15 protein-coding genes and 1 tRNA gene are annotated in these 13,908 nt (G+C 66.0%); 7 read left to right on the top strand and 9 right to left on the bottom strand.

Features of this window, described 5'->3' with window-relative positions:
* Window positions 1–387: 387 nt before the first annotated feature.
* A complete protein-coding gene (locus BMY71_RS21360; RefSeq protein ID WP_011504347.1) occupies window positions 388–951 on the top strand; it encodes a type 1 glutamine amidotransferase domain-containing protein in 564 nt (187 codons plus the stop codon).
* A gap of 123 nt (window positions 952–1,074) precedes the next feature.
* On the opposite strand, the gene BMY71_RS21355 is transcribed toward BMY71_RS21360, so the two are convergent.
* Window positions 1,075–1,434 (bottom strand): hypothetical protein, encoded by a 360-nt coding sequence (locus tag BMY71_RS21355; RefSeq protein ID WP_011504346.1) that lies wholly within the window; start codon window positions 1,432–1,434, stop codon window positions 1,075–1,077.
* A 237-nt stretch (window positions 1,435–1,671) separates the two neighbouring features.
* On the opposite strand from BMY71_RS21355, the gene BMY71_RS21350 reads away from it, so the two are divergent.
* Window positions 1,672–2,490, top strand: coding sequence for a lytic murein transglycosylase (locus BMY71_RS21350; protein ID WP_011504345.1), 819 nt, complete (start codon window positions 1,672–1,674; stop codon window positions 2,488–2,490).
* 12 nt (window positions 2,491–2,502) lie between these two features.
* Here BMY71_RS21350 and BMY71_RS21345 read toward each other — a convergent pair whose 3' ends face one another.
* Window positions 2,503–3,231, bottom strand: coding sequence for a flagellar hook assembly protein FlgD (locus tag BMY71_RS21345; protein ID WP_011504344.1), 729 nt, complete (start codon window positions 3,229–3,231; stop codon window positions 2,503–2,505).
* A 12-nt stretch (window positions 3,232–3,243) separates the two neighbouring features.
* Window positions 3,244–4,818 carry a flagellar hook-length control protein FliK gene (locus BMY71_RS21340; protein ID WP_430715349.1) on the bottom strand — a complete coding sequence of 525 codons (1,575 nt, stop codon included), beginning with the start codon at window positions 4,816–4,818 and terminating at the stop codon, window positions 3,244–3,246.
* Between the two features lie 327 nt (window positions 4,819–5,145).
* Between BMY71_RS21340 and mnmA the strand changes: the two genes are divergently transcribed.
* The 4 genes from mnmA (at window position 5,146) to BMY71_RS21320 (ending at window position 7,576) form a co-directional block, all read left to right on the top strand.
* Complete coding sequence (mnmA, locus tag BMY71_RS21335) at window positions 5,146–6,342, top strand: tRNA 2-thiouridine(34) synthase MnmA (RefSeq protein WP_244526131.1); 1,197 nt, start codon at window positions 5,146–5,148, stop codon at window positions 6,340–6,342.
* An 18-nt stretch (window positions 6,343–6,360) separates the two neighbouring features.
* A complete protein-coding gene (locus BMY71_RS21330) occupies window positions 6,361–6,999 on the top strand; it encodes a class I SAM-dependent methyltransferase (RefSeq protein ID WP_092686073.1) in 639 nt (212 codons plus the stop codon).
* 41 nt (window positions 7,000–7,040) lie between these two features.
* Window positions 7,041–7,382: a hypothetical protein gene (locus BMY71_RS25585; RefSeq protein WP_011504340.1), complete on the top strand. Its 342-nt coding sequence runs from the start codon at window positions 7,041–7,043 to the stop codon at window positions 7,380–7,382.
* 117 nt (window positions 7,383–7,499) lie between these two features.
* Window positions 7,500–7,576: transfer RNA gene (locus tag BMY71_RS21320), tRNA-Met, on the top strand.
* Window positions 7,577–7,652: 76 nt separating this feature from the next.
* Here the strand turns inward: BMY71_RS21320 and BMY71_RS21315 are convergent.
* The 4 genes from BMY71_RS21315 to olsA all read right to left on the bottom strand — a co-directional run bounded on the left by BMY71_RS21315 (window position 7,653) and on the right by olsA (window position 11,644).
* A complete protein-coding gene (locus BMY71_RS21315; protein WP_430715346.1) occupies window positions 7,653–8,342 on the bottom strand; it encodes an HAD family hydrolase in 690 nt (229 codons plus the stop codon).
* 342 nt (window positions 8,343–8,684) lie between these two features.
* Window positions 8,685–9,578, bottom strand: coding sequence for a hypothetical protein (locus BMY71_RS21310; protein WP_092686071.1), 894 nt, complete (start codon window positions 9,576–9,578; stop codon window positions 8,685–8,687).
* A 182-nt stretch (window positions 9,579–9,760) separates the two neighbouring features.
* Window positions 9,761–10,702, bottom strand: a complete 942-nt coding sequence (locus BMY71_RS21305) for an aldo/keto reductase (protein WP_092686070.1) — start codon at window positions 10,700–10,702, stop codon at window positions 9,761–9,763.
* Between the two features lie 90 nt (window positions 10,703–10,792).
* Window positions 10,793–11,644, bottom strand: coding sequence for a lyso-ornithine lipid O-acyltransferase (olsA, locus tag BMY71_RS21300; RefSeq protein ID WP_092686069.1), 852 nt, complete (start codon window positions 11,642–11,644; stop codon window positions 10,793–10,795).
* Between the two features lie 297 nt (window positions 11,645–11,941).
* On the opposite strand from olsA, the gene BMY71_RS21295 reads away from it, so the two are divergent.
* Window positions 11,942–12,301 (top strand): DMT family protein, encoded by a 360-nt coding sequence (locus BMY71_RS21295; protein ID WP_092686068.1) that lies wholly within the window; start codon window positions 11,942–11,944, stop codon window positions 12,299–12,301.
* 112 nt (window positions 12,302–12,413) lie between these two features.
* On the opposite strand, the gene BMY71_RS21290 is transcribed toward BMY71_RS21295, so the two are convergent.
* Both BMY71_RS21290 and BMY71_RS21285 read right to left on the bottom strand, forming a co-directional pair.
* Complete coding sequence (locus tag BMY71_RS21290; RefSeq protein WP_092686067.1) at window positions 12,414–13,577, bottom strand: PQQ-dependent sugar dehydrogenase; 1,164 nt, start codon at window positions 13,575–13,577, stop codon at window positions 12,414–12,416.
* A gap of 86 nt (window positions 13,578–13,663) precedes the next feature.
* Complete coding sequence (locus BMY71_RS21285) at window positions 13,664–13,843, bottom strand: hypothetical protein (protein ID WP_041805457.1); 180 nt, start codon at window positions 13,841–13,843, stop codon at window positions 13,664–13,666.
* Window positions 13,844–13,908 lie beyond the last annotated feature (65 nt).

Here is a 13,908-nt window from a genome sequence, read left to right as displayed (position 1 = left end):
GCCGGGGAGAGCACGACATAAGCCGTTAACACCATCGCGTGCGGAACGCCGGACGATGTTCGGCGTGACCGTGGTGACTAACTCGTGTGCTTTTTACTTATGCACACGAGGCCGCGGACGCGTCGTGCGTCCGGCGTTCCGCACGCCCTCTTGTTCGAGAGGGCGGAACGGACCTCGCAAAGCCCGGGCGCAGATGCGTCGCGGAAACGCGAAGGCATGTCTGCAATCATCTGGCTGTTTGAAATTTGAAGATCGTTTGCGCGCAACGGCGCGGACCTCCTGACGCTGCGCCACATTGCGCCGTCCGTTGTTCCCCGGAACGATCGCGCGCGCTGTCGATTAGCGAGGCAGGCGGGGCGCGACAGATAACAGATACGGAGATCATTCATGGCAGGCCAAATCGAGGGCAAGCGCGTTCTCATTCTCGCCACCCACGGCTTCGAACAGTCGGAACTCGAAGTGCCGCGCGATCGGCTGAAAGCGGCCGGCGCGCAGGTCGATATCGTGTCGCCGGAACAGGGCGAGATCAAAGGCTGGGAAGGCAAGGATTGGGGCCGCCCGGTCAAGGTCGACAAGGCGCTCAGCGCGGTGAAGGCCGACGATTACGATGCGATCGTGCTACCGGGCGGGCAGATCAATCCGGATCTGCTGCGCGTCAATGCCGACGCGCTGAAGCTGATCAAGTCGTTCTTCGACGCAGGCAAGACGGTCGCGGCGGTGTGTCATGCGCCGTGGTTGCTGATCGAGGCCGGCATCGCCAAGGGTCGCAAGATGACGTCCTACAATTCGATCAAGCAGGACGTGATCAATGCCGGCGCGAAGTGGGAGGATTCCGCGGTGGTCACCGATAACGGGGTGATTACTTCGCGCAATCCGGGCGACCTCGAGGCGTTTTCGGACAAGATCATCGAGGAAATCCGCGAAGGCCGGCATCAGCGCCGCGCGGCGTAACGCCGGCCCGGTGTCGCCATTCTGATCGGCGGACATATCCGTCCCCGAAACGACCAACCGCCAAACGACAAACCGCGCCGATCCGATCGGCGCGGTTCTGATGTGAGAGGGGTCCGCGCTTGCTTAGGAGCCGGGTTCGCTTCGCCGGCGCGTCTGCATCGATCGCTCGGCGCGCACCGGGATCGGCTCCGCCCCGGGGAACAGTTCGATCATGCGCTTGCCGCCGCGGCTGCCGCCGCGCCGATCGTTGCCCATCGCCATCACCGCCGAGCCCATCGCCGCGCTTCCGAAAGTGATGACGAAGCCGAACAGCAGCAGGCCGAGCGCGGTGCCCGGCGAATTGTCAGCGAAGATCAGCTCGCGCAGATGTCCCGGATTGACCAGCAGCAATCCGCCGAGCAGCAGCGTCGCAAGGCAGACGCCCGCCGCGAGATTGATCGCCAGCAGCCTGAATAGCGGTTGTCGCAGAAGGGGTCGGGACATGGAGCGGGCCTCTTCCTGAACGGGCTGGGAGTCGATCGTCATCGGCGGGCCCGTCATTCATCCGCCGATCATCGACATGCGATCAAGATACTGCCGTCAATATGGCGTGCCTGAGCCCGCCTCGCAACTGCAGGTCAGAAATGCTAGAGTCGCCGCATTGTGCTCGCAATACGCATCAATACGAATCGTGGCTCCGCAGCTCGCTTCAGCCTCTGCCGATTTGGAGAATGGTTTAAAATGCCCAACCTGCGCCTTGCCCTCAAGATCTGCGCCGTCGGCGGCGCGCTGCTCGCTGCCGCGCCTGCGCAGGCTGCGCGTTGCGGCGGTGATTTCAACACCTTCATGTCCGCCTTCTCGGCCGAAGCCGCGCAAGCGGGGGTTTCGCAGGGCGTGATCTCGCAGGCGCTCGGCGGCGTCACGCCCGATCCGGCGGTGCTGGCGTTCGATCGCCGGCAGCGCGGCACCTTCAACAAGACCTTCGAGCAATATGTCGCGACCCGGGTCGGGCCGGGCCGGATCAAGACCGGGCGCGCGATGCTGCAGCGGCACGCGTCGCTGCTGTCCCGGATCGAGCGGCAGTTCGGCGTGCCGCCGCAGATCGTGGTGGCGATCTGGGGCCTCGAATCCGATTTCGGCAAGGGCGACATCGGCAAGCTGCCGGTGTTCCGCGTGCTCGCGACGATGGCGCATGATTGCCGCCGCACCGAGCTGTTTCAGGGTGAATTGCTGGCGGCGCTGAAGATCGTGCAGCGCGGCGACCTCGAGCTGCGCGACATGGTCGGCGCCTATGCGGGCGAGCTCGGCCAGACCCAGTTCCTGCCGTCGTCCTACATCAAATACGGCGTCGACTTCGACGGCAACGGCCATGTCGACCTGCGCCACAGCGTGCCGGACGTGCTGGCCTCGACCGCCAATCTGCTGAAGACCGCGGGCTGGCGCGCCGGCGGCTCCTATGAAGAAGGCACGCCGAATTTCGAGGCGATGCGCGAATGGAATCGCGCGCTGGTCTATCGCAAGACCATCGGATATTTCGCCGATCAGCTCGTCGGGCAGTGACCGGCGACCGGATTACAGGGCGGTCGGCTTGGTGGGATTAGTGGGCGTGGCGTCGGGCCGCACCACTTTCTTGATCTGATCGAGTGTGAAGGTCTGGCCGCCGATCGACAGCATCGGCGGCGTCTGGGTGAGATCGACAGAGTCGATCACGCCCTGGACCTGAGTGGAGACGCCGGCGGTCTGACCGGCGGCGTCGGTCGCGACCACCGACAGCGTGTAGTCGCCCTCCGGCCATTTGGAGCCGTCATTGCCGCGGCCGTCCCAGGTGAATCCCTGGTTCTGGCCGGCATTGAGGGTGAACTTGCCGGAATACACGGTCTGCCCCGTGGCGTTCTGGATCGAGACCTGCGCGCTCACCGGCTTGTCGGTGGACAGCGACCAGCCCGCGGTCTTGCCGTCGAAATGCGATTTGCTGCCGTCGACCACCGCATTGGCGCCGATGAAGTTCATCGCCTGCGTGGTCTGCGCGGTGGTCTGCAGCTTCAGGAGCGACGACAGCGAATCATTGGTCTTGAGCTGCTGCTCGACGCCCGCGAACTGCACGAGTTGCTGGGTGAACTGGTTGGTGTCGAGCGGATCGAGCGGGTTCTGGTTCTGCAACTGCGTGGTCAGCAGCGTCAGGAAGGTCTGAAAATTATCCGCGACGCCGGTGGTCTTGCCGGACGATGTCGAGCTGCTCGCGGAGTAGTTGGCGTTCGGGGCGGAAACGGGCGGCGCAGCGGTGGTTGCATCGACGGCCATGGTGACGACTCCTCAGATCCTGATATCGACGCCGCTGCTGGCGCCCAGCATACGGCCATAGCTACGTCCGGCGGTCACGGCGGGCGGCAGTTCTTCTTCGCTGATCACCAGCCGGCGCGCATGACGGCCGCTGTCCTGCTGGTTGCCTTGCTGCTGATCGGACGACGACTGATCCCGCAGGCTGAATTGCAGGCCGCTGTCGCCGGTCTTCAGCCCGGCATTGTCGAGGGCGCGCTGCAGCTGGGTCTGGTCCTGCCGCAGCATTGCCAGCGTCTCGGGCTTCTCCACGGTGAGATGCGAGGTCACCTGGCCATGGCGGTCGACGTCGATGCGGACATCGATGCGGCCGAGCTCGGCGGGATCGAGCCTGATCTCGAACCGGCTGGCGCCGCCATTGGCGCGTGCCGCGATGGTGACAGCGAGGTCCTGCATCGCGACCGGCGCATTGGTCGCAAGCGCAGCGGTGAGCTGCGGCGCAGCGGCGGTCTGCTGCGTCGTGGTCGAGGCTTGCAGCGGCTGCGTGGTCGGGACCGGCTGCAGCGTATTGGCGTCCGGCAAGGGCTGCGTCTGAACCTCGGTCGGGTGTTTCTGATGGGTGGCCGTGGCGGATGCCGGCTGCGCGTTGGCCTGATCGACGCTGGCGGCCGCCGCCTCGTTGGTCTTGGTCTGGTCGCTCTGGGCAGCCTGGGCGTGCGTCGCGCCGGCCTGCGGCAGGGTCGGCGTCGCCGGGGCGTCGGTCGCAGAGGCGGTCGGTTGGGTTTCGCCGTTGATCGTAGCGGCAGGATCGGACTGCGTCGCGGCCTTGTTGGCGACCTTGCCTGTATTGGGCTGTGCCGCCAGCGCGGCGAGTTTCGGGTCGATCGCAATGATGCCGGTCGCGGTCGCCGTCTCGGCGGCGTCGGTGGCGGCGGCTCCGGCCGGCTGCGCGGTCGCCGCGAGGTCGGCGACGGCGGCCTGTGCCTTCAGGGCCGCAGCCGTGGCGATCGCCAGCGGTCCGTCGGCGGCGGTTGTCGCAGCATCCGCAACCGTCCCGGCGGAACCGGCCGACGCATCCGTCGCCGTGGTGTCGACCGTGACGGTCGCGACAGTGACCGGCGCGACCACAGGCGTCGTTGTCGCCGTGGTGGCGGCAGCGGTCTGGCTCTGGTCGGTGGCGGCGGCGGTGTCGCTGCTGTCCTTGCTATCGGTCGATTTGCTATCGGCCGATTTGGCGTCCTTTGTCTTGCCGTCGCTGTCGGGTTTCGGCGCTGCATTGGCCTTCGCCGCATCATTGCGCGCCGGCGGATCATTGCTGGTATCGGCATTCGACGGGCGCGGGTGGTCGCTACGGTCGCCGGCCCGGCTCTGATCGGCTGCATCGCGGCGACGTGCGCTGGCGGCACGGTCGTCGGCTGCGCTGTTGCTGGAAGGGCGCGGGTCTGGCGTCGGCTTCGGCGCCGGCTGGCTTGCGGCGGGGTCAGGCGCAGTGTTGCTGTCGACCAGCGACGCAAAGCTGTCGGTCGATGACGACCGGTCCTGGCGTCCCGTCGATCGCGACGGGGCAGGAGCCGGCGCGGTCGAGACGATATCCGAAGTGGAATTCAACACGGGCATGATCTCACTCTGTTCCATGATCCCTTCAGCAAGGAGCGGGCCACCGTGAGGAAAACGGAAAAAGTGTGCGATTTCAGTATATTGTTCCGAAGTCTGCGGCCCGGCATGGGAGTCTCGCCGCGCCGTTTCTGCCCGCCTCGGCAAGAATTGCCTCGTTGGCCTCCCGCAAAAGCCGGGGCGGGCTCATTGCGCCCCTGAAACTCGGCCTATATTAAGGTCTGGCATCACGACGTTTGCGGAATTTGGCTTCGCCGCTTCCGGAACAAGCGGAAGGAATGGTCGCGACGGCTCGAACCGCGATCGTATCGTATGACTGAAAGCATGCTCAACAGCCTGGATCTTGAAGGTCGCCCGCAGGACACCCGCGTCGTGGTCGCGATGTCGGGCGGGGTCGATTCCTCGGCCACGGCCGCGCTGCTGAAGTCGCAGGGCTACGATGTCGTCGGCATCACGCTGCAGCTCTACGACCACGGTGCCGCCACCCATCGCAAGGGCGCCTGCTGCGCCGGCCAGGACATCCACGACGCCCGGGCTGTCGCCGAGCGCATCGGCATTCCGCATTACGTGCTCGACTATGAAAGCCGCTTTCGCGAGTCGGTCATCGACAGCTTTGCGGACAGCTACGCGCTGGGCGAAACGCCGGTGCCCTGCATCGAATGCAATCGCTCGGTGAAGTTTCGCGACTTGCTGGCGACCGCGCGGGAACTCGGCGCCTCGGCGCTCGCCACCGGACACTATGTCTCGTCCCGGCGCCTCGACGACGGATCGCGCGCCTTGATCTGCGCCGCCGATCGCGATCGCGACCAGAGCTACTTCCTGTTCGCGACCACCCGCGATCAACTCGATTTTCTGCGCTTTCCGCTCGGCGACATGACCAAGCCGCAGACCCGCGAACTGGCGCGGCAGTTCGGCCTGTCGGTCGCCGACAAGCACGACAGCCAGGACATCTGTTTCGTGCCGACCGGCCGCTACACCGATGTGGTCGAGCGACTGAAGCCGAACGCGATGGAGCCCGGCGAGATCGTCGATCTCAACGGCCACGTGCTCGGCAGCCATCCCGGCATCGTGCATTTCACCGTCGGCCAGCGCCGCGGTCTCGGCATCGCCTCGCGGGCGCCGCTTTATGTGCTGCGGCTCGATGCGGCGCAGCGGCGCGTGGTGGTTGGCCCGCGCGAGGCGCTGCGGATGGAGCGGATCGTACTGCGCGACGTCAACTGGATCGGCGACGGCGCGATCGATCAGGCGGTCGGCGACGGGCTGGAATTGTTCGTGCGGGTGCGCTCGACGCGTGCGCCGCAGCCGGCCTGGCTGCGCGCCGTCGGTGGCGGCTACGAGGTCGAGCTGGTCGCGGGCGAGGAGGGCGTTTCGCCCGGCCAGGCCTGTGTTTTCTACGACGCGGCAGACGGGCAGGCGCGCGTGCTGGGTGGCGGCTTCATCAAGAGCGCTGCGCCGCGGTGGAGCGCCGATGGAGTACGCGACGACGCGGCTTCGCCTGCGCTGGCGGCGATGCGCGGATAAGGAATCTCGGGGCGAGACATGGGGAACGATATCGATCGCGCAGGCGTCGCGAAGGCCTACGCACGCTGGGCGCCGATCTACGACATGGTGTTCGGCAAAGTGTTCGACAGCGGCCGGCAATCGACCATCGCCATGGCGGATGCGATCGGCGGGCGCGTGCTGGATGTCGGCGTCGGCACCGGCCTGTCGCTGTCGGACTACTCGCCGACGACGCGGCTGTGCGGTGTCGATATCTCCGAGCCGATGCTGCGCCGGGCGCATGAGCGCGTCCGCACGCTGAACCTGACCAATGTCGAGACGCTGGCGGTGATGGATGCCAAGAATCTGGCGTTTCCGAACGGCTTCTTCGACGCGGTCGTGGCGCAATACGTCATCACGGCGGTGCCGGACCCGGAAGCCACGCTGGACGATTTCATCCGCGTGTTGAGGCCGGGCGGCGAACTGATCCTGGTCAACCACATCGGCGCCGAGAGCGGGCCGCGCAAGCTGTTCGAACTAGCGTTCTCGCCGCTCGCGCGGCGGCTCGGCTGGCGTCCGGAGTTTCCATGGGCGCGGCTGGTGAACTGGGCTGCGCGGCATGGCGGCGTGGAACTCGCCGAGCGACGGCCGATGCCGCCGATGGGGCATTTTTCGCTGATCCGCTACCGCAAGCTCTGAGCCGAACCCGGAACCGCGCGACGGCCGGCACGTTGTCCCGCATGACAAGGACAATTGCGCTCGCATTCGGTTGCATCTTAATGGCCGCGGCTCCTGCGCTGGCGCAGGCGCCGCCAGACGCGCCGTCGACCAAGGCCACTCCTGCGCCTGCCGGTTGCACGCCATCCTCGCCCACGGCCAACCCGCCCGGCGTTCCCGGCAGCACCACCGGCGCGGCCCAGGAACCGCTCACCGACAAGCTCGCCCGCTCGGACGGTGTGCTGTGTCCGCCCGCAGGGGTTGATCCCGCGATTCGCGCACCGACTCCTGACGCCGGCGCCACCACCCCGGTCATTCCGCCTCCGGGTTCGCCCGGCGGCGATCAAAGCGTGCGTCCAAAATAGCCGATTTCAGTTGAGTTTCGTTTCAATTCCGCGATTGCTTGACAGGGCGGCGCACGACTTCTTATATGCCGCGCGTTCGCACGACAGCCTTCCCAAAGGCTGATCCATGAACGTTGTGGCGGGGTAGCTCAGCTGGTTAGAGCACGGGAATCATAATCCTGGGGTCGGGGGTTCGAGTCCCTCTCCCGCTACCAAGAACTATACTGACCGTTTGATTTTCCAGGATCAAAACTGATTTGACGCGGCGGTCCGTTGCGTTCGGATTGCGCGTCAGGACAGCGACTGCGACGGCACGAACTGCCCGCGCTGTCGCATCGTCGCCAGCACCGCGTGAAGATCGGGCAGCACCGCGGCGCATTTCTCCCGCGTGTCATCGTCCGGCTGCAGCAGGTCGGGCACCATCAGCGTGATTGCGCCGGCAGTAAATGCAGCGGCGACGCCGACACTGGAATCCTCGACCGCCACGCAGTTCTGCGGCGCGCTGCCGATCCGCTGCGCGGCCAGCAGATAGAGATCCGGCGCAGGTTTGCCGAGGACGACGTCGTCGTGGGTGAGAATGATCTCGAATCGATCGCGGATTCCGGCGAGTGTCAGATGCTGGTCGGCGGTCTTGCGTGACGACGATGTCACCACCGCGACCGGACAACGCGCCTCGCGCAAACCGTCGAGCAACTCCCGCGTGCCGGCCTTCAGCGGCAGACCGCTCGCGAAGCGCGCGTCGCGCCGCTGCGCGAAGGCGCGGTTGATCTCGGCGAGCGGCAACGCATCGCCGTAGCGCTCGACCAGCAGCGCCTGACATTCGGGGCCGGGCAGGCCGATCATGGTGTGGCAGGTGGCGCGTGCGTCGGGCAGGCCGAAGATCGTCAGCGCCTCGGTCAGGCTGTCGATATAGACCCGCTCGGTGTCGACCAGCGTGCCGTCCATGTCGAGCAGCACCGCTTCGATCTGCCAGGCACTCACGATGTGACGCTCACGATCCGCCGCCCGCCTTCGCCGCCTCGTCCAGGCATTCGGGGCACAGACAATCCACCGCATCCGACGGCATCGGCATCCGCACCGGCTCGGCTGCGCACCAGCACCCCGCATCCATCGTGCAGGCGAACTCCGTTCCGCAGCCAGCGCAGGCCAGCCGGCGGGCTTGGGGAGGGAAGTTGGTCGGCAGTGGCTTCATCGTATCAATCTAACCCGGAGCCGGCGCGACCGTAAGCCCCTTCCGCGCGTGCACACCCAGCGCCTCGCCACGACTTCGTCGCGTGGCAAAAGTGCGCAGCGCTGTGATCGAGGGCAAGCCGTGCGGCGCGGCTATGGCTTGGCGGCGCGGAGTCGGCGATCACGCCAGCGGACGAACACCGGCAGGACGACGAACACCAGCGCCGCCGCTGCCGACCAGAACGCGATCACCGTCGCCATCTCGATCGCCAGTCCGGCGCTGTGCGCGCGCAGCGCGAGCATCGCGTGGGCCAGGAAGTAATTGAACGGAATGACCAGCAGCGGGCCGAGCAGAACGGTGTCGCCGAGCGACAGCAGCACCTCCTTCTTCTGCTGCGTCACCGACAGCAGCGCCAAAGCGAACATCCCGGGAAGCGGCATGGTGCTGGCCAGGCCGAGCCAATCGGGATTGTCGGTCAAGCGCGGAATCGCCAGCAGACTGCACAGCACCAGAACAAACAGAATGACGCGGATCAGGCCGGTCCCGTGCAGCCACATGTCGCTGAATGTCGGCGACGCGGCCGGCTCGGGCTTTCGCCAGAACTGCCAGATATAGGCTGCCGCTAGGACAAGCTGCACGCCGAACAAAAGCGGCGCCGACGACGACTTGCCGTGATATTTCATCAGCAAATACGCGCCGGTCACCCAGATCGCCGTCCAGACCGCCACCCGCGCGATGATCACGGCATTGCTGCTGGATCCGTTGCAGATCGGCGCCAGATAGCGAAGGGGAGGCAACACCTCGTATCGATACATCGTCAGCAGGAACACTCCACTGTTCCAGACGACGATCGGAAACACGATGTGGGCGATCGCCAGCGGATCGACGCCGGTCAGCATCGCGATTCCATTGAGCAGCGGAAAGGTCAGCAGCACGCCGCCGATGCGCCGGTCGCGCGCGCCGAACCATCCGATCAGCACGAAGGCGGCGGTGCCGAGCAGCAGCTTGACGACATCCATAAACAGATCGTGGGGAAGCGCGCCCATCGGGTCCTTGTTCCCGACTTGAAAGCGAGGCCGGCGACATTGCCGGCCCGGGATCAAATCGCTGCCGAAACGGTCGGTTCGCGCTTTCCCGGTCTGATGGAATCAGAACCGGAGGCCGCGCGACCTGCATGAAAATCGGCTCAGTTGCGGGAGACAGTCTTGGGGAGATCGTGCCGGCGCGGTTACCCCAGCGTGATGGTGTCGATGTCCGCCATCTCGTCGGTGGTGAGCTGCCAGCCGACCGCGTCGACGTTCTGCGCGATCTGCTCCGGCGTGGTGGCGCCGGCGATGACGCTGGACACCTGCGGCCGCGCGGCGAGCCAGGAGAACGCCAGTTCGAGCAGCGAATGGCCGCGCGTGTCCGCGAAGGCTTTCAGTTGGTCGACGATCTCGATGTTGCGGTCGGTGAAATAGCGGTCGCGGATCGCCGGCATCTTGGCGAAGCGGGTGTTGGACGCGATCTCGGCGCCGCGCTGATACTTGCCGGTGAGCAAGCCGCTCGCCAGCGGGAAGAACGGCAGCAGGCCGAGCTTGTATTCCTGCGCCGCCGGCAGCAGGTCCTTCTCGATGTCGCGCACCACCAGACTGTATTCGTCCTGGCACGACACGAATCGGTGTGCGCCGAGCGCGCGCGCGACATATTCGGCCTCGGCGATCCGCCATGCCGGGAAGTTGGAATTGCCGATGTAGCGCACCTTGCCGGCGCGGATCAGGTCGTCGAGCGCGCGCAGCGTCTCGTCGATCGGCGTCAGCGGATCGTAGTCGTGCTGCTGATACAGATCGATCCAGTCGGTCCGCAGTCGCTTCAGGCTGGCCTCGACCGCGTCGATGATGTAACGCCGCGAGGCGCCGCGCTTGCTGCCATCGGCATTCATCGGCTTGGCGAATTTGGTCGCCAGCACGATGTCCTTGCGGCGGTCGCCGAGTACGTTGCCGAGCACGGTCTCGGAGCCGCCCTGGCCGGCATAGATGTCTGCGGTGTCGAACAGCGTGACGCCGAGATCGAGCGCCTTGTGGATCACCTGACGCGAAGTGTCGGGATCGGTGCGCTGGCCGAAATTGTTGCAGCCGAGGCCGACGACGGACACGCGCAGGCCGCTGCCGCCGAGATTACGAAATTGCATGATGGGTCCTGTACGAAACGCGGGAGCGCGCATTCTGGCGCGCGCACCGCGCGGCGGCAAGGCGGTCGCATCGACAACCGTGATGCGGCGTCAGGCCGGCTTGAACTGCGCCTCGGTCTGAGCGACAGGCGCAGCGTCGGGGCGCGGCGCGATCGCGCCACGCAGTCCGGCGCGGCGCGCGGCGGCGCACATCCGCCGCACCGATTGCTCGGCGTCGCGCGCGATCGCCTTGCGGTCGGTCGCAGCCGAGGCCGCAATCGGCTCGCCCCAGCTCACGGTCACGTCGATTGCGCCGGCCGACAGCACGCCGATGAAATGCGGGATCAGGTCGGCGTCGCCGTACCACGCCACGCGCTCGCGCAATTCGCGGCCGATCGGCAGGCCGCCGAAGCCGATGTAAGTCACCGCCATCGGCTGCACGCCGATCGCGGCCTGGGCCTCTTCGCCGAGCGCGTGATGCACCGCGCCGACCAGCGCCGAGCGGAACGGCAGCACGCGGCTACCATCGCTTGATGTGCCTTCGGCGAACAGCACCACGGCGTCGCCGTCGCGCAGCCGCGCGCCGATCTCGGCCGTCGCCGCGCCGGTGCGATGCCGGGCCTGACGGTCGATGAAGATGGTGCGCTGAAGCTTCGCGAGCCAGCCGAACAGCGGCCAGGCTGCGACCTCGCTCTTGGCGACGAACGCTACCGGCGTCAGCGCCGAGATCACGCAGATATCGAGCCAGGAGACGTGATTGGCGAGGATCAGCACCGGGCCGTGGCCGTCGCGGCGGCCGACCTCGCGGATGCGAACCCCGATCAGCCGGCACAGGATGCGGTGATACAATTGCGGGAGGCTGCGCTGGATGGGCCAGCCGAAGCGCCGCGCGAGCAGATGTAACGGAACCAGCGCCAGCGTCAGCGGCGCCACGCAAGTCATCACCAGAGCAAATCGAATCATCACAATATCGTCCGCTCAAAACGGTGCGGCCCCTGTCAGACGCGGCGACTGACGGGGACCGCGGGGGACGCTGATCGGCGACGGGGGGCCTCGATCAAACGCAAGCATAACTTATCGGTACATTGTTACATCGAAGTGACGTATCAGGTCCTTGCAAGCCGCTGAACTGCCGTTTCCGCTGGCTTGGGTGGTGCATCGCAAAAGTCCAGCGTCTCAGCGCTGGGCGTCAGCATCGCCGCCTGCGCGGGAACTGCGCTGCCCGCTCGTTGTTACCGCTCGGATTTCGAAAGGCCCTCCATGCCCACCGGTTTCATCTCGCCCTATCTGCTGCCGATTCTGTTGCTGCTCGGCTCCAACATCTTCATGACCTTCGCCTGGTACGGGCATCTGAAGTACAAAGAAGTCGCATTGCCGCTGGTGGTCATGGTGAGCTGGGGCATCGCGCTGTTCGAGTACTGGCTCGCGGTGCCGGCCAATCGTTGGGGCAGCGCGGTGTATTCTGCGGCCGAGCTCAAGACCATGCAGGAGGTGATCACGCTGATCGTGTTCGCCGGTTTTTCTGTGCTGTATCTGAAGCAGCCGTTGGGCTGGAATCACGCGCTCGGCTTCGGCTTCATCGCGCTCGGGGCATTCTTTATTTTTCACAAATGGGGGTAGCGCGTCATCCTGAGGCGCGCGCTGTTGCGCGCCTCGAAGGATGGCGACGCTCGCCGCCTCTTGAGGCTACTACGCTCGCACCTTCAGATGACATTGACGACCGCGGTGACCTTCACTCGCCCGCCGGCGTCACGCGCAGGATGCGGCCCGCGGCGTTGTCGGTGAGCAGCCATAGCGCGCCGTCAGGGCCCTGGCGGACGTCGCGGATGCGTTCGTTCAGCGCCAGCAGCAGACGTTCCTCGCCGGTCACCTTGTCGCCAGAGAGCGACAGCCGCACCAGCATCTTGCCGGCGAGGGCGCCGGTGAACAGGCTGCCGTCCCACTTCGGAAACAGCTTGGCTGTGTAGAACGCCATGCCGGACGGCGCGATCGACGGAACCCAATATTTGATCGGCTGCTCCATGCCGGGCTTCGACGTGCTGTCGTGGATCTTGGCGCCGCTGTAATCGATGCCGTAGCCGATCACCGGCCAGCCGTAGTTCTTGCCAGGGCCAATCATGTTGACTTCGTCGCCGCCGCGCGGGCCGTGCTCGATCTCCCACAATTGGTCGTTGGCGGGATTGATGGCGAGCGCCTGCGCGTTGCGGTGGCCGTAGCTCCAGATCTCCGGCTTGGCGTCGGCGCGGCCAACGAACGGATTATCCTTGGGCACGCTGCCGTCCGGCGCGATGCGAATGATCTTGCCGAGATGATTGCCGAGGTTCTGCGCCTCGTCGCGATGGGCGAAGTGATCGCCGAGGGAGACGAATAGATTGCCGTCGGCGCCCTGTGCGATCCGGCAGCCATAGTGATTGCCCGACGACAGCGGGCCGTCCTGGCGAAAGATCACCTGGACATCGTCGAGACGGGGCGCGTCGCCGTCGACCAGGGCAGCGCGCGCAACCGCCGTGCGGCCGCCATTGCCGGTGCGCTCGGCGTAACAGAGATAGATCGTCTTGTTGCCGGCGAAGTCCTTGTCGGTGGCAACGTCGAGCAGGCCGCCCTGGCCTGCGGGCCAGACCTCGGGAACGCCTTTCAACGGCGTTGACAGCGCTCCCTGCGCCGACACCACGCGCATTCGTCCCGGCTTCTCGGTGACCAGCACGCGCCCCTCGGGCAGAAAGGCCAAAGCCCAAGGATTGACGAGATTCTGCGCGAACGTCTTCACATCGAGCGCGCCAGCGGACGAGCCGAACGAGGTCGGTTGGCCGCTGCTTTTCGTCGCGATCAGGGACGATGCAATGATCACCGTCGCGGCGGTCAGCGTGCCGGAGACCCAGACCAGAAGTGTCTTCATCGCACTGTGTCCTCGCGGTCGCCGGGGCGGATAGCGGTCATCGCTGCCGCGGCTGCGCCGGATATGCCCGCGATCGGAGAGGGAGGTCAGTGCGCAAACGGCATCGCGATGCTGGACTGGGTCGAAGCGACCGCCAGCGTCAGGATGACGCTGAGAACCAAAACGGCAATGACGAGTGACGCCGCAACGGCACGGATCAACCGGAGCGAGCCGTAAGGCGTCGAACGCTTGACGAATCCGGCCTCTGGGCCGGGCGACCGAATCATGACCAAATCCTCGTTGGCGCTGACGAATCATCGCGCAAACGAAATCTCATTGCCATCTCAGGCAT

The organism is Rhodopseudomonas pseudopalustris (assembly GCF_900110435.1).
Lineage (GTDB): Bacteria > Pseudomonadota > Alphaproteobacteria > Rhizobiales > Xanthobacteraceae > Rhodopseudomonas > Rhodopseudomonas pseudopalustris.
The sequence above is the reverse complement of the archived record's forward strand: the minus strand, read 5'-3'. Positions and strand labels throughout refer to the sequence as shown.

What these genes read in the sequence shown, in the direction of transcription:
- BMY71_RS21360 (WP_011504347.1), top strand. Translation starts at nt 388, where the DNA reads ATGGCAGGCCAAATCGAGGGCAAGCGCGTTCTCATTCTCGCCACCCAC.
- BMY71_RS21305 (WP_092686070.1), bottom strand. Translation starts at nt 10,702, where the DNA reads ATGCAATTTCGTAATCTCGGCGGCAGCGGCCTGCGCGTGTCCGTCGTC.
- BMY71_RS21295 (WP_092686068.1), top strand. Translation starts at nt 11,942, where the DNA reads ATGCCCACCGGTTTCATCTCGCCCTATCTGCTGCCGATTCTGTTGCTG.
- BMY71_RS21345 (WP_011504344.1), bottom strand. Translation starts at nt 3,231, where the DNA reads ATGGCCGTCGATGCAACCACCGCTGCGCCGCCCGTTTCCGCCCCGAAC.
- BMY71_RS21355 (WP_011504346.1), bottom strand. Translation starts at nt 1,434, where the DNA reads ATGTCCCGACCCCTTCTGCGACAACCGCTATTCAGGCTGCTGGCGATC.
- olsA (WP_092686069.1), bottom strand. Translation starts at nt 11,644, where the DNA reads ATGATTCGATTTGCTCTGGTGATGACTTGCGTGGCGCCGCTGACGCTG.
- mnmA (WP_244526131.1), top strand. Translation starts at nt 5,146, where the DNA reads ATGCTCAACAGCCTGGATCTTGAAGGTCGCCCGCAGGACACCCGCGTC.
- BMY71_RS21350 (WP_011504345.1), top strand. Translation starts at nt 1,672, where the DNA reads ATGCCCAACCTGCGCCTTGCCCTCAAGATCTGCGCCGTCGGCGGCGCG.
- BMY71_RS21330 (WP_092686073.1), top strand. Translation starts at nt 6,361, where the DNA reads ATGGGGAACGATATCGATCGCGCAGGCGTCGCGAAGGCCTACGCACGC.
- BMY71_RS25585 (WP_011504340.1), top strand. Translation starts at nt 7,041, where the DNA reads ATGACAAGGACAATTGCGCTCGCATTCGGTTGCATCTTAATGGCCGCG.
- BMY71_RS21290 (WP_092686067.1), bottom strand. Translation starts at nt 13,577, where the DNA reads ATGAAGACACTTCTGGTCTGGGTCTCCGGCACGCTGACCGCCGCGACG.
- BMY71_RS21285 (WP_041805457.1), bottom strand. Translation starts at nt 13,843, where the DNA reads ATGATTCGGTCGCCCGGCCCAGAGGCCGGATTCGTCAAGCGTTCGACG.
- BMY71_RS21310 (WP_092686071.1), bottom strand. Translation starts at nt 9,578, where the DNA reads ATGGGCGCGCTTCCCCACGATCTGTTTATGGATGTCGTCAAGCTGCTG.